Source organism: Corallococcus terminator, from assembly GCF_003611635.1.
Classification (GTDB): domain Bacteria; phylum Myxococcota; class Myxococcia; order Myxococcales; family Myxococcaceae; genus Corallococcus; species Corallococcus terminator.
The window spans coordinates 24,312-37,282 of the sequence record NZ_RAVZ01000053.1; the positions used below are offsets into that span (position 1 = coordinate 24,312).

Genomic DNA, 12,971 nt, shown 5'->3' on the forward strand with positions numbered 1-12,971 from the left:
GACACCTCAAGGCAGGCAACCAACCGGCCTCCGAGTGAACCGGCTTGCATGCGGGGGGCCCAGGAGGAAGATGGCCGCCGCCTTGGACGCCACTCCGTTCAACTTCGTCGCCATCGTGTTGCTGGTCTCCATGGGCGCGGGACTGCTGGGCTCGCTGCTGGGTCTGGGCGGAGGTCTCATCCTCATCCCAGTCCTCACGCTCGTGCTGAAGGTGGACATCCGCTACGCGGTGGGAGCTTCCATCGTGTCCGTCATCGCGACCTCCAGCGGCGCGGCGGCGGCCTATGTCCGCGACGGGCTGGCCAACCTGCGGGTGGCCATGTTCCTGGAGCTGGCCACCGTGGCGGGGGCCGTCACGGGCGCGATGCTCGCGGGTGTCGTGGACGGCCGCGCGCTGTACTTCCTCTTCGGCACGGTGATGGCGTACTCGGCGCTCGCGATGCTGCGCAAGCTGCGCGAGGACGGCTCGCCGCGCGAGGAGCCCGCGCCCGGTGCGCTCGCGGACCGGCTGGGCCTGCATGGCAGCTACTACGACGCGTCCACCGGACAACGGGTGGCGTACCGCGTCCACCGCCCCCTCACCGGCCTGGGGCTCATGTACGTGGCGGGCACGGTGAGTGGCCTGCTGGGCATCGGCTCCGGCGCGCTGAAGGTTCCGGCCATGGACCTGGCGATGCGGCTGCCCCTCAAGGTGTCCACCGCCACCAGCAACTTCATGATCGGCGTGACGGCGGCGGCCAGCGCGGGCATCTACTTCGCGCGCGGCGACATCGACCCGTTCATCGCCGGCCCCGTCTGCGTGGGCGTGACGGTGGGCGCCTTCGCCGGCTCGCGCTACTTGAGGAAGCTCAAGAGCGGTTCGCTGCGCGGGCTCTTCGTCGTCGTCCTGCTGTGGGTGTCCTACGAGATGCTGGCCAAGGGGATTCGCGGATGAGCCTGCAGGTTCCCGAACCCCCATCCGCCGAGGAGACCGCCGCCGCGGGCCATCCCGTCGTTCATCCGGAGGCGGTGCCGCTCACGCCGGAGCTGCTCATCAGCAACCTGCTGCGCGGCGGCGTGCTGCTGAGCCTGTCGCTCGTCGTGTGCGGCATGGCCATCACCTTCTTCCGGCACCCGGACTACTTCTCCTCGCCGGACGCCCTCCAGCGCCTCACCTCGCCGGACTCCGTGCCCCACCGGTTGCCGGACGTCTTCGAGGGCATCATGGCGGTGCGCGGACAGTCCTTCGTGATGGCGGGCCTGCTGGTGATGATCACCGTGCCCGTGCTGCGCGTGGCGCTGTCGCTGGGCATCTTCCGCGCGCAGAAGGACCGCACCTACGCCGCCATCACCACCGGTGTGCTCGCGCTGCTCCTGCTCGCGTTCTTCCTGGGCGGTGTGGAGTAGTCCACCTGTCCACCTGTTCGTCACACGCCCGGAGGCCGGCCCCGCGCTACAACCCGCGCCCATGGCCGACCACGACCTGCCCCTCCTGCTGGTGCGCCACGCCGTGGCCGAGGACTCCCACGTCCTGGGCGACGAGGCCCGCGCCCTCACCCCGAAGGGCCGCGACGCCTTCCGCCAGCACGCGCGCAAGCTGGCCCGCCGCACCCCGCTCATGGGCATCCTCACCAGTCCCCTGGTGCGCGCGGTGCAGACCGCGGAGCTGCTCGCGGAGGCCCTCTGCCTGTCGCACGTGGAGGTCCACCCCGCCCTCGTCCCCATGAAGGGCGCGGCCCGCCACATCCTGAAGCTGGCGCGCGAGGTGGGTCCGGGCTGGGCGCTGGTGGGACACAACCCCTCCCTGGAGCGCGCCGCGGAGCTCGCGCTGGGACAGGACCTGCCGGACAAGCTGCGAAAAGGCTGCGCGGTCGCCCTGCGACCCGAGGGACGCAAGTTCTCCCTGCAATGGATGGCGGCGCCGGGACGCCCCCTCTGGCGCCCGTGACCCGTGTCGTAGGCAATGGCATCCCCCCGTGACGGACGTGACGCAGTTGTTGCCGGCGCGTCACGCCCGCGCGAAGGGACGGGCGCACAGTACGCCGCGCCATGTCCCACGTTCTCATCGTCGACGACGAGCGCGACCTCGCAGAGCTCATCGACTTCAACCTGCGCGGCGCCGGCTTCTCCACGCGCCTGGCCTTCACCGGGGAGGCGGCGCTGGCGGCCGCCCGCGAGCAGTCCCCGGACGTGGTGCTGTTGGACCTGATGCTCCCGGACCTGTCCGGCATCGAGGTCTGCCGCCACCTGCGCGCCAACTCGCAACTGCGTGACGTGCTCATCGTCATGCTCACCGCGAAGAGCGAGGAAGCAGACCGCATCCGCGGATTCGAGGTCGGCGCGGACGACTACGTCGTCAAGCCCTTCTCCGTGCGCGAGCTGGTGCTGCGGCTCAAGGCCATCCTGCGCCGTTCCGCCACGCCCAAGGAGAGCGTCCCCCCGCTGGCCCTGGGGCCACTGCGCCTGGACGTCACCGCGCACCGCTTCTACGTGGAGGGCCAGGAGACGTCCCTCACCGCGCTGGAGTTCCGCCTGATGGAGCACCTGATGGCCCGCCTGGGCCGGGTGCAGTCGCGCGAGCAGTTGCTGGAGGAGGTCTGGGGGCTGTCCAGTTCCCTGGAGACGCGCACCATCGACACGCACGTGATGCGCCTGCGCGACAAGCTGGGCAACGCGCGCGCCCTGCTGGAGACGGTGCGCGGCGTGGGCTACCGCATCGTGGATCCGACCGCCGGGTAGCGTCCGTCACCCATTTGTCACCCAAGGGCCGTCAAGCGGACACATCCGCACCATAGATCGTCACGCGTTCCCGACTGTTCACCCTCCAGTGGTCCTCCTGAGGAGACACCCCATGAAGAAGACCCTGCTCTCAAGCCTCGTCGCCTTCGGCCTGACCGTCCTTCCGCTCGCCGCCCAGGCGGGCACGGTGACGGTGAAGGGCTCGGACACGATGGTCATCCTCGTCCAGCGCTGGGCCGAGGCGTTCATGAAGAAGAACCCGTCCATGAAGATTCAAGTGACGGGCGGCGGCTCCGGCACGGGCCTGGCGGCCCTGCAGAACGGCACCACCGACATCGCCATGTCCAGCCGCGAGATGAAGAAGGCGGAGGAGGACAAGCTCAAGGCCACCGCCAAGTCGGAGCCCACGGAGCTCGCCGTGGCCCGCGACGGCGTCACCTTCTACGTCCACGAATCCAACAAGCTGGACGCGCTCACGGTGGAGCAACTCCGGGACATCTACCTGGGGGACACCACGTCGTGGAAGGCCGTGGGCGGCGCGGAGGCCCCCATCGTCGTGTACTCGCGTGAGAACTCCTCCGGCACCTACGTCTTCGTGAAGGAGACCGTGCTGGGCGGAGAGGACTTCGCCTCCGCCGCGCAGACGCTCCCGGGCACGGCCGCCGTCGTCAACGCGGTGTCCAAGGAGAAGAACGGCATCGGCTACGGCGGCGCCGCGTTCGCCAAGGGCATCAAGGAGCTGAAGGTGAAGAAGGGCAACGAGGCCTTCGCCCCGTCCGCGGAGAACGTGAAGAGCGGCAAGTACCCGCTGTCGCGCGACCTGTACTTCTACCTGCGCAACAAGCCCGCCGGCGACGTGAAGGCGTTCATCGACTTCGCGCTGTCCCCCGAAGGCCAGGCCATCGTCACCCAGGTCGGCTACTTCCCTGTGAAGTAGTGGCCGTCACACGATTGTCACCCGGCGCGAGGGCTCCATGTTCGATAGACAGGCCGTCATGCAGGAGCAGGACCTCGCGCCCCCGGTGGCGCTGCCCATGCTGTCGCCCGAGGCCCGACGGCGGCAGCTCAAGGAGAAGCTCATCGCCTGGGTCATCACGGCGGTGGCCTTCTCCGGCATCGCCGCGCTGGTGCTCATCCTCGTCTTCGTGGCGAAGGAGGCCCTGACGCTCGTCACCGACACGGCGGCGCGCGAGGAGGCGAGCTTCTCCAAGATGTTCCTGCCGCAGATGGTGCGGAAGGGAAAGCCGCTGGCCTACGTGTGGCAGCCTGTGTCCAACGTGCCCAAGGTCAGCATGATTCCGCTGTTCATTGGCACGCTGAAGACGACGGCCGTGTCCATGCTGGTGGCAGTTCCACTGGGCATCTTCGGCGCGCTGTTCGCCGCGGAGTTCGCGCCCCGCCGCCTGCGGGAGATCCTCAAGCCCACCATCGAACTGCTCGCCGGCATCCCCTCCGTGGTGCTGGGCTTCTTCGCCCTGATGGTCATGGCCTCCTTCCTCCAGGAGACATTCGGCTTCACGTCCCGGCTCAACGCGGTGGTGGCGGGCCTGGGCCTGGCGCTGGCCATCGTCCCGGTCATCTTCACGGTGACGGAGGATGCGCTCACCGCCGTGCCGCGCAGCTACCGCGAGGCGTCGCTCGCCCTGGGCGCCACGCCCTGGGAGACGGCCTGGAAGGTCGTGCTCCCGGCGGCGGCACCCGGCATCCTCGCCGCGTGCGTGCTGGGCTTCGGGCGCGCCATCGGTGAGACGATGATCGTCCTGATGGCCTCCGGCAACGCGGCGATTACCTCCGCGAACCTGGGCGACTCCGTGCGTTCGCTGTCGGCCACCATCGCCGCGGAGATGGGCGAGGTGGTGGTGGGCAGCCCCCACTACGCACTGCTGTTCTTCATCGGCGTGGAGCTGTTCATCTTCACCTTCGTGCTGAACATGCTGGCCAGCATCTGGACGAAGAAGGTCATCCAGCGGCTCAAGGGAGGTGCCGGGTGAAGCACGCCACGCGCCGTGTGGTAGGGCTTTCGCTCGTGTCGCTCACGGGGCTGGCCGCGTTCGTCATCGTGGCGATGCTCGCCCTCGTCCTGCTGGACGTGGTGCAGGGCGGCGCGAGCCACATCTCCTGGAAGTTCCTCACCGAGTCTCCCACCGACGGGATGATGGGCGGCGGCATCTTCCCCGCCCTCTTCGGCACCGCGGCGCTCACGCTCCTGATGACGGTGGCGGTGATGCCGGTGGGCGTGCTGACGGCGGTGTACCTGCACGAGTACGCGCCGCCGGACGGCAAGCTGGCCCGCCTGGTGCGCGTCGCGGTGGCGAACCTGGCGGGCGTACCCTCCATCGTGTTCGGCCTCTTCGGCCTGGGCTTCTTCATCCTCTTCGTGGGCAAGGGGCTGGACCGCGCCCTGGGCTACGAGGAGCTGCACTGGGCGCAGCCGGGCATCCTCTGGGCGTCGCTCACGCTGGCGGTGCTCACCCTGCCCGTCGTCATCGTGTCCACGGAGGAGGCGCTGCGCGCCGTGCCGCTGGACCACCGCACCGCGAGCCTCGCGCTGGGCGCCACCCAGTCGCAGACGCTGGCGCGGGTGGTGCTGCCGGGCGCGCTGCCGGGCATCCTCACCGGCGCGGTGCTGGCCATCTCCCGGGGCGCGGGCGAGGTGGCCCCCATCCTCTTCACCGGCGCGGCCTACTTCCTGCCCGACCTTCCCTCCAGCCTGAACTCGCAGTTCATGCACCTGGGCTACCATACGTATGTGCTGGCCACGCAGTCGCCGGACGTGGAGGCCACCCGTCCCCTGCTGTACGCCACGGTGATGGTGCTGCTCCTGCTCACCTTCGCCCTGAACCTGGTCGCGGTCCTCATCCGCACGCGCACGCGCCGCAAGGCCGCGAGCGGGCACTGACACACACCCATGCCCCCTACCCCCGCAACCCCGCGCAACAAGATGGAGTCCCGGGAACTCACCCTGCGCTACGGCAGCAAGGTGGCCATCAAGCAGGTGAGCCTGGCCATTCCCGAGCACAAGGTCACCGCGCTCATCGGTCCGTCCGGCTGCGGCAAGTCCACCTTCCTGCGCTCGCTCAACCGGATGAACGACCTGATTTCGGGCGCCAACCACGAAGGCAGCGTGTTCCTGGACGGACGCAGCATCCATGACCGCGCGCTGGACGTGGTGGACCTGCGCCGCCGCGTGGGCATGGTCTTCCAGAAGTCCAACCCGTTCCCCAAGTCCATCTTCGAGAACGTCGCCTACGGCCTGCGCGTGGGCGGCCTCAAGGACAAGGTGAAGCTGGCCGCGCGCGTGGAGAAGTCCCTGCGAGGCGCCGCGCTGTGGGACGAGGTGAAGGACCGGTTGGATGAGAGCGCCCTGGGCCTGTCCGGCGGCCAGCAGCAGCGCCTGTGCATCGCGCGCGCGCTCGCGGTGGAGCCGGAGGTGCTGCTGATGGACGAGCCCGCGTCGGCCCTGGACCCCATCGCCACGGCCAAGATTGAGGAGCTCATCCACGAGCTCAAGGCCACGTACACCATCGCCATCGTCACCCACAACATGCAGCAGGCCGCGCGGGTGAGTGACCGGACCGCTTTCTTCTACATGGGCGAATTGGTGGAGTGCGGCCCCACGGAGCAGATCTTCACCAACCCCCACGAGAAGCGCACCGAGGACTACGTCACCGGGAAGTTCGGCTGAAAAGCGCGACGGAAAGCAACGAAACGACATGGCGGCCACGCACACCGACAAGGCATTCGAGCAGGACCTGCGCAACCTGCGCGAGAAGCTGCTCGCCATGGGGGCCAAGGTGGAGGCCCTCGTCGCGCAGAGCGTCCGCGCCCTCACCGACCGGGACTCGGCCCTGGCGGAGAAGGTGGTGGGCGCCGACCGCGAGGTGAACCGGCTGGAGGTCGACATCGACGACCTGTGCCGCCGCATCCTCGCCCTGCGCCAGCCGGCCGCCAGCGACCTGCGCCTCATCACCACCGCGCTCAAGATTGTCACCGACCTGGAGCGCATCGGCGACCTGGCGGTGAACATCGCCGAGCGCGCCATGGACCTGAACCAGGTGCCCCCGCTGGCGCCCTACGTGGACACGCCGAAGCTGGCGGACCTGGCGCAGCAGCAGGTGAAGAAGGCCCTGGATGCGTTCGTGTCCGGCGACGCGGCCAAGGCGGAGGAGGTCCTCAAGGGCGATGACCTGCTGGATGCGCTCTTCCTGAAGATCTTCAACGAGCTGCTCGCATACATGATGGAGGACTCGCGCAACATCCGCCGCGCCACGGCGTTGATGTTCATCGCCAAGCACCTGGAGCGCGTGGGCGACCATGCGCTCAACGTGGCGGAGATGGTCATCTACATGGTGCGCGGCAAGGACGTGCGCCACCCGAAGAGCCGCGAGCTGCCCGAGTAGTTCGCGGTTCACGGCGGTGTCACGGCGAGTTGGCCGTCCCGCCGTCCCGCCGCCCCGGGCCCGCCTTGTGGGCTGCGTAGGGTGGCGGACATGCTCATCGCCTCCAGCATCCTCCTGGCAGCGTCCGTCGTGGGCCTCCTGGCCCTGGTCCTCCAGGCGCTGTTCGTGCGCCGCCACCGCCGCGAGCCTCCGGCGGTCCCCACCCACACGCCGGGCCTGTCCATCCTCAAGCCGCTGTGTGGCGTGGATGACGACCTGGAAGCGAACCTGGAGCAGTTCGCGCGCCTGGACTACCCCCACTACGAAGTCCTGCTGGGCGTGAAGGACGTGCGCGACCCGGCCTGGGCGGTGGCGAAGGCGGCCCAGGCGAAGTGGCCCCACGTCATGAAGGTGGTGCTCCAGGAGGGCGAGCCCGGCCTCAACCCGAAGGTGAACCAGTTGGTGACGCTGTCGGCGGAGGCGAAGCACGACCTCTGGGTGGTGAGCGACAGCAACACCCGCGTGGGCGCGGGCTACCTGGAGGAGATCGCCGCCGCCTTCGAGGACCCCTCCGTGGGCTGCGTGACGCACCCGGTGGCGGGCCTGGGAGAGCAGAGCTTCGGTTCGCTCCTGGACAACCTGCACCTGTCCTCCAGCGCGGCGGCGGGGATGATCGCCGCGAAGCACCTGGCGGACCGGGACATCGTGGTGGGCAAGTCCATGGCGCTGCGCCGCGAGGACGTGGAGTCGCTGGGCGGCTTCTTCTCCGTGAAGGACGTGCTGGCGGAGGACTACGTCATCGGCCAGTGGGTGACGCGCAAGCTGGGCAAGCGCGTGGTGCTGGCGCGCTCCCCTGTCTTCAACGTGTCGCTGCGCAAGAGCGTGGACGCGTTCTTCCAGCGCTACCTGCGCTGGAGCGTCATCCACCGCACAGCGGTATCGCCCACGACGTACGCGGCGCAGGCGCTGCTCAACCCGGTGCCTCTCGCGGTGCTGGGTGCGCTCTTGCATCCGTCCGCGCTGACAGGCCTGGCGGCGCTGGCGGTGGTGCTGGGCAAGGTCTGGGTGGACGTGGCGGTGTTCCGCGCGCTGAGGCCGCAGCCGGTGGGATGGCGCGCGGCGCCAGCGGTGCTGGTGAAGGACGCGCTCCTGTTCGCAGCGTGGTGGCACGGTGCGTTCAGGCGCACGGTGGACTGGCGCGGCACGCGGTTGCGCGTGGTGTCAGGCACGCGCTTGGTGCCGTTGCGTGCCCGGACGCGGACGGCCGAGGCGTGGATCACCAGCAACGGGGTGGGTTGAACGCTCGGGTCCCAACTTTTCACGAACCTTCGTGCAGCAACCCTCGCCGCGCCTGCAACCGATGCCTATTTCCTTGAACATGCCCTCCTTGAAGCTGGCCCACCTCTCGGATCTCCATCTGGACATGAGCCGCGAGAGCGATGCGTCGGCGGCCTCATTGGTGAAGGCACTGGCGACCCAGGACGTGGATCACGTGGTCGTGACGGGTGACCTCACGCACCGCGGCTCCAACGCCGAGTTCCAGCGCTTCCGCGAACACTTCGCCCCGTGGATGGACACCGGGCGCCTCACCTTCATCCCCGGCAACCACGACCGTCCAGGAGAGGACGTGGGCAGCCGCTTCATGGAGGGTCGCAAGGTCCACACCGTGGAGAAGGCAGGCCTCTTCATGGTCTGCGTGGATTCCACCGGTGACCACAACCGGAACTATTTCTCCAGCCATGGGGAGCTGACGGAGCAGGTGGTGGAGCAGGTGGAGGTCGCCCTGTCCGCCGCGCCGCGGCAGTCGCTGGTCGCGGTGCTGCTGCACCACCACGTGTTGCCGCTGCCGCTGGAGAGCTTCCCGGAGTGGATCGCGACGAAGGTGGGCCTGCCGCACGCCTCCGAACTGGCGCTGGGCAAGAAGCTGCTGGAGCGCGTGGGCGGCAAGTGCGACCTGGTGCTGCACGGCCACCGGCACATCCCGCATGAGATGGACCTGGGCACCCCTGGGGAGCGCCAGTTGCGCATGTTCAATTCAGGCAGCAGCACGGACCTGGGCCGCTTCCGCGTCTTCAGCCACATGGCGGGTCGGCTGGTGGACGAACCGACGTGGTGCCATGCGTCGGAGCCGGCGAAGCCGCGCACGGCGGTCCACAACGTGAGGCCCGCGCTCCAGTACCTCGTGGGCCAGCTAGGCATGGCGCTGTTCTAGGGCCTGGCAGGCTGCCTGCTGGAGCGGGAGTTGAGACACAAGTGTCGCGAATGCCAGTGGGCCCCCGGAAGGTTGTCCTCAGGTCAGGAGGATGCTTGGGGCGACTCGCTGTGAATGACGGAGCTCGGAAGGTCCTGGTCGTGGATGACGACGCGGACTGGAGGGAGTTTCTCCGGGTGAGCCTGGAGGACCTCGGCTATGAGACCACCGAGGCGGCGGATGGCCAGGAGGCGCTGGACTCCCTCAAACGGGGAGAGCGTTTCGGCGTCATGCTGCTGGATTTGAACATGCCGGGCATGAGCGGCCTGGAGGTCGTGGAGAAGCTGCCACGGGTGTCGACGAACCCGCGCATCGTCTTCCTGACCTCGGCGGCGGCCCAGGATGTGGGCAGCGCACTCATGTCGGGTCCCCACTACTACCTGCCCAAGGGTGCGAGCCGCGATCAATTGTCGCTGCTCCTCCAATCATTGGGGGTGTAGGACAGGGAGGCGTCATCCGCCGCGGCCCCGGGTGGACACTGCCAGGAGGCCCGCCATCGTCACGGAGCTCATCATCATCCTGCTGTTGGTCCTGGCCAACGGTGTCTTCGCGGGCGCCGAGCTGGGTCTCTTGTCCGTGCGCAAGACGCGGCTGAAGGAGCTCTTGGAGCAGGGCAGCAAGTCCGCGAAGGCGGTGTCGGTGCTCCGGGATGATCCGGAGCGGCTGCTCGCCACGGTGCAGATTGGCATCACGGTGATTGGCTCCACGGCGGCGGCCTTCGGCGGCGCGAGCATCGCGCTGCGGCTGGGCGGCGTGCTGGAGGGCATGGGCGTGCCGCCGGTGACGGCGCACCAGGTGTCCTTCGCGCTGGTGGTCGCGCTGGTGTCGTACCTGTCGCTGGTGCTGGGGGAGCTGGTGCCCAAGTCCCTGGCGCTGCGCTACTCGGAGCAGTACGCGCTGACGCTGGGCCGGCCGCTCAAGGCGCTCTCCTGGGTGATGCGGCCGCTGGTGTGGTTCCTCACGGCCAGCTCCAACGTGGTGCTGAAGCTCTTCGGGGACAGGACGAACTTCACCGAGTCGCGGCTGTCTCCGGACGAGTTGCAGCAGTTGGTGGAGGAGGCGTCGAAGCAGGGCACGTTGGATCCGCGCGCGGGGGAGATTGCTTCCCGGGCCTTCGAGCTGGGCGACCTCACCCTGGGCGAGGTGATGGTGACGCGCGAGCACGTGGTCGCGCTGCGCCGGCACGCGAGCGCGGATGAGATCCGTCAGGTGCTGCTGGAGCACGGGCACTCGCGGATGCCGGTGTACGAGGGCACGCTGGACAACGTGGTCGGCTACATCGTGGCCAAGGACCTGCTGGGGGTGGCCTGGGAGGGGCACCTCATCGTGCTGGAGGACGTGCTGCGCCCTCCCCTGTTCCTCGTGGAGTCCATGCGGGCCATCGCGGCGATGAAGGAGATGCAGCGCCGGAGGATGCAGCTCGCGGTGGTGGTGGACGAGCACGGCGGCGTGGTGGGGCTGGTGACGGTGGAGGACCTGGTGGAGGAGCTCGTCGGGGAGATCCTCAGCGAGTCGGAGATTCCCGAGGAGCGCGTGCGCCGCGAGAGCCCCACGGTGGCCATCGTGCAGGGCGAGGCGAGCCTGCGCGAGGTGAACCGCGCGCTGGGCCTGGCGCTGGAGGAGAGCGAGGACTACTCCACTGTCGCGGGCCTGTGCATCGCGCTGGCGGGAGGCGCGATTCCGGAGCCGGGCGCGAAGCTGTCCATGACGGATGGCACCGTGCTGGAGGTGATGGAGGCATCACCGCGCCGGGTGCGCCAGGTGCGCTTCCATCTGCCGGAGACTCCGGTGCAGCCGGAGGCCTGAGCAGCGGACGCTTTCGAACCCGGGGCCTTTGGCTCCGGAGGCCAACGCCCCCCTTCGCATCGGGTCCCGCGGGCCACCGTCAACCCCGCCCCCGGGGCCATGTGCTCCGTGCACCAGGCGCCATGAGCGTGGCTTGCGCGTGAGAATCCGGACGCGCGAAGAGATGCCCCGCTGGCGATCGCGCATCCGGTCTCCCTAGACAGTGGGCGCCCTGCGCCCCTTCGCGTGCGGCGTCCACGGGCGAATCAGCGCCCTGCTCCGGAAGGAGGGCGAACCAGATGACCGCACCGGCCCCACGCATCGCGTTCGCCATCGAGACGACGCTCGGCAATTCGGTCTTCCTCCAGAACCTCCAGCGCGCGATGGCGCGACGCAATGACATCACGCCGGTGTGGCTGCCCATCGACGAGCATGTGGACGACGTGTGGGAGCAGCTCCCGCTGGTGCGCTCCCGCCTGTCCGTGAGGGGCGGCCTGCGGACGCGGTCCGCGTTGCAGCAGGCCCTCGCGCAGGAGCCCGTCGACGCGTCGGTCGTGCACACGCAGCGCATGGCGCACCTGGCCCACGACTTCATGCGCCGCGTGCCGAGCGTGATTTCAACGGACGCCACGCCCAGCGGACTGGAGGACTACCTGCGCTACTACGGGATGCGCTCCCAGCACGCCGGCTGGCTGGGACGGGCGAAGAACCTGCTGCACCGCCGCACGTACGCCCTCGCCAAGGGCATGTTGTCCTTCTCCGAATTCACCAAACGCTCCCTGGTGACGGAGTACGGCGTGCCCGACGCGCGCGTCCACGTCGTGTGGCCCAGCGTCGACACCACCCTGTGGCGCCCGGCTCCCGAGCAGCGGCCGCGCGACGGCGTGGTGCGCCTGCTCTTCGTGGGTGGGGACCTGGGCCGCAAGGGCGGCGAGTTCCTGCTGCGGTGGGCCCGGGAGACGCGCCAGCGCGACTGGCAGCTCGACATGGTGACGTCCGCCCCCTTCGAGGCGCCGCTCGGAGTCCGCGTCCACGTGGGCGTCCAACCCAACTCATCGGAGCTGATTGGCCTCGCGCAGGCCGCGGACCTCTTCGTGCTGCCGACGCTGGCGGACATGTCCTCCTGGGCCATCGCCGAGGCGAAGTCCGCGGGCCTCGCGGTGGTGACCACGCCCTCCGGCGGCGTGGGCGAGCTGGTGCGGGATGGCGTGGATGGGCGCATCGTGCCGGTGGGCGACTACGAAGCGCTCGCGAACGCCCTGGACACGCTGGTGGCGGACCCGGGCGCGTTGCAGGCCATGGGTCGCGAATCCCGCCGGATGGCCGAGGAGCACATGGACATGGACGCCACCTGCTCCCGGATGATCGCCTTCATCCGCCACGTCACCGGCGTCTGAACGAAAAAAAGCCCGGAATCAGTGGGTTTCCCCAATGATTCCGGGCCTTTGTTTCTGCGCGCGATGCAGGATTCGAACCTGCGGCCTTTGGCTCCGGAGGCCAACGCTCTATCCAGCTGAGCTAATCGCGCAGGACTGACTTCCGGTGTGGGAGGAGTAACCGAAGTCCCAGGACGACGCAAGCACGCAATCCGGGGCCCGGGGGGCCGTCGCGGGACGCGGGGCGGCGCTGCGCACTCCTTCACAGATGGGCCCTCCAACAGACGGCGTCCCGGGGGGGTGATGCACTAAACCTGCGCCCCATGAACCGCGCTCCCCTGCTCCAGCGCCGTGCGCGCGGTCCCGCCGTGGCGGTCGTCCTGGCCGTGCTGGCGGTGCTCGTCGCGGGGGCGGTGCTGTACGTGCGAGGCGCACTCCCCGCGGCCGTGCCCGTCGCGGCCG

Annotated in this window: 14 protein-coding genes and 1 tRNA gene; 14 read left to right on the forward strand and 1 reads right to left on the reverse strand. The window is 69.2% G+C overall.

Features of this window, described 5'->3' with window-relative positions:
• Positions 1 to 70: 70 nt before the first annotated feature.
• From D7V88_RS10780 to D7V88_RS10845, 14 genes are all read left to right on the forward strand, one after another.
• A complete protein-coding gene (locus tag D7V88_RS10780) occupies positions 71 to 934 on the forward strand; it encodes a sulfite exporter TauE/SafE family protein (protein ID WP_120540538.1) in 864 nt (287 codons plus the stop codon).
• Positions 931 to 1,386 (forward strand): DUF1634 domain-containing protein, encoded by a 456-nt coding sequence (locus tag D7V88_RS10785; RefSeq protein ID WP_120540539.1) that lies wholly within the window; start codon positions 931 to 933, stop codon positions 1,384 to 1,386. Before D7V88_RS10780 ends, D7V88_RS10785 begins: the two co-directional genes overlap by 4 nt.
• Before the next feature lie 61 nt (positions 1,387 to 1,447).
• Positions 1,448 to 1,927 (forward strand): SixA phosphatase family protein, encoded by a 480-nt coding sequence (locus D7V88_RS10790; RefSeq protein ID WP_120540540.1) that lies wholly within the window; start codon positions 1,448 to 1,450, stop codon positions 1,925 to 1,927.
• Positions 1,928 to 2,028: 101 nt separating this feature from the next.
• Positions 2,029 to 2,718: a response regulator gene (locus tag D7V88_RS10795; RefSeq protein ID WP_120540541.1), complete on the forward strand. Its 690-nt coding sequence runs from the start codon at positions 2,029 to 2,031 to the stop codon at positions 2,716 to 2,718.
• Positions 2,719 to 2,830: 112 nt separating this feature from the next.
• Positions 2,831 to 3,655 (forward strand): phosphate ABC transporter substrate-binding protein, encoded by an 825-nt coding sequence (locus D7V88_RS10800; protein WP_120540542.1) that lies wholly within the window; start codon positions 2,831 to 2,833, stop codon positions 3,653 to 3,655.
• 58 nt (positions 3,656 to 3,713) lie between these two features.
• Positions 3,714 to 4,709 (forward strand): phosphate ABC transporter permease subunit PstC, encoded by a 996-nt coding sequence (gene pstC / locus D7V88_RS10805; protein ID WP_208726215.1) that lies wholly within the window; start codon positions 3,714 to 3,716, stop codon positions 4,707 to 4,709.
• On the forward strand, positions 4,706 to 5,617 hold the full coding sequence (pstA, locus tag D7V88_RS10810) for a phosphate ABC transporter permease PstA (RefSeq protein WP_120540544.1): 912 nt from the start codon (positions 4,706 to 4,708) through the stop codon (positions 5,615 to 5,617). The genes pstC and pstA overlap by 4 nt, the downstream gene beginning before the upstream one ends.
• Positions 5,618 to 5,659: 42 nt before the next feature.
• Complete coding sequence (gene pstB, locus D7V88_RS10815; protein ID WP_120540545.1) at positions 5,660 to 6,403, forward strand: phosphate ABC transporter ATP-binding protein PstB; 744 nt, start codon at positions 5,660 to 5,662, stop codon at positions 6,401 to 6,403.
• 28 nt (positions 6,404 to 6,431) lie between these two features.
• Positions 6,432 to 7,118, forward strand: a complete 687-nt coding sequence (gene phoU, locus D7V88_RS10820) for a phosphate signaling complex protein PhoU (RefSeq protein WP_120535119.1) — start codon at positions 6,432 to 6,434, stop codon at positions 7,116 to 7,118.
• Between the two features lie 90 nt (positions 7,119 to 7,208).
• A complete protein-coding gene (locus D7V88_RS10825; RefSeq protein ID WP_120540546.1) occupies positions 7,209 to 8,396 on the forward strand; it encodes a glycosyltransferase in 1,188 nt (395 codons plus the stop codon).
• Between the two features lie 79 nt (positions 8,397 to 8,475).
• Positions 8,476 to 9,309, forward strand: coding sequence for a metallophosphoesterase family protein (locus D7V88_RS10830; protein WP_244238090.1), 834 nt, complete (start codon positions 8,476 to 8,478; stop codon positions 9,307 to 9,309).
• 95 nt (positions 9,310 to 9,404) lie between these two features.
• Positions 9,405 to 9,788: a response regulator gene (locus tag D7V88_RS10835; RefSeq protein ID WP_233595729.1), complete on the forward strand. Its 384-nt coding sequence runs from the start codon at positions 9,405 to 9,407 to the stop codon at positions 9,786 to 9,788.
• A gap of 82 nt (positions 9,789 to 9,870) precedes the next feature.
• Entirely contained in the window at positions 9,871 to 11,154 is a 1,284-nt protein-coding gene (locus D7V88_RS10840; protein WP_120540552.1) for a hemolysin family protein, read from the forward strand.
• A gap of 278 nt (positions 11,155 to 11,432) precedes the next feature.
• Positions 11,433 to 12,530, forward strand: a complete 1,098-nt coding sequence (locus tag D7V88_RS10845) for a glycosyltransferase family 4 protein (RefSeq protein WP_120540549.1) — start codon at positions 11,433 to 11,435, stop codon at positions 12,528 to 12,530.
• 57 nt (positions 12,531 to 12,587) lie between these two features.
• Here D7V88_RS10845 and D7V88_RS10850 read toward each other — a convergent pair.
• Positions 12,588 to 12,661: transfer RNA gene (locus tag D7V88_RS10850), tRNA-Arg, on the reverse strand.
• Positions 12,662 to 12,971: the final 310 nt, after the last annotated feature.

Coding starts and splice junctions, on each gene's coding strand:
- D7V88_RS10780 (WP_120540538.1), top strand. CDS start 71: ATGGCCGCCGCCTTGGACGCCACTCCGTTCAACTTCGTCGCCATCGTG.
- D7V88_RS10785 (WP_120540539.1), top strand. CDS start 931: ATGAGCCTGCAGGTTCCCGAACCCCCATCCGCCGAGGAGACCGCCGCC.
- D7V88_RS10790 (WP_120540540.1), top strand. CDS start 1,448: ATGGCCGACCACGACCTGCCCCTCCTGCTGGTGCGCCACGCCGTGGCC.
- D7V88_RS10795 (WP_120540541.1), top strand. CDS start 2,029: ATGTCCCACGTTCTCATCGTCGACGACGAGCGCGACCTCGCAGAGCTC.
- D7V88_RS10800 (WP_120540542.1), top strand. CDS start 2,831: ATGAAGAAGACCCTGCTCTCAAGCCTCGTCGCCTTCGGCCTGACCGTC.
- pstC (WP_208726215.1), top strand. CDS start 3,714: ATGCAGGAGCAGGACCTCGCGCCCCCGGTGGCGCTGCCCATGCTGTCG.
- pstB (WP_120540545.1), top strand. CDS start 5,660: ATGGAGTCCCGGGAACTCACCCTGCGCTACGGCAGCAAGGTGGCCATC.
- phoU (WP_120535119.1), top strand. CDS start 6,432: ATGGCGGCCACGCACACCGACAAGGCATTCGAGCAGGACCTGCGCAAC.
- D7V88_RS10825 (WP_120540546.1), top strand. CDS start 7,209: ATGCTCATCGCCTCCAGCATCCTCCTGGCAGCGTCCGTCGTGGGCCTC.
- D7V88_RS10830 (WP_244238090.1), top strand. CDS start 8,476: ATGCCCTCCTTGAAGCTGGCCCACCTCTCGGATCTCCATCTGGACATG.
- D7V88_RS10845 (WP_120540549.1), top strand. CDS start 11,433: ATGACCGCACCGGCCCCACGCATCGCGTTCGCCATCGAGACGACGCTC.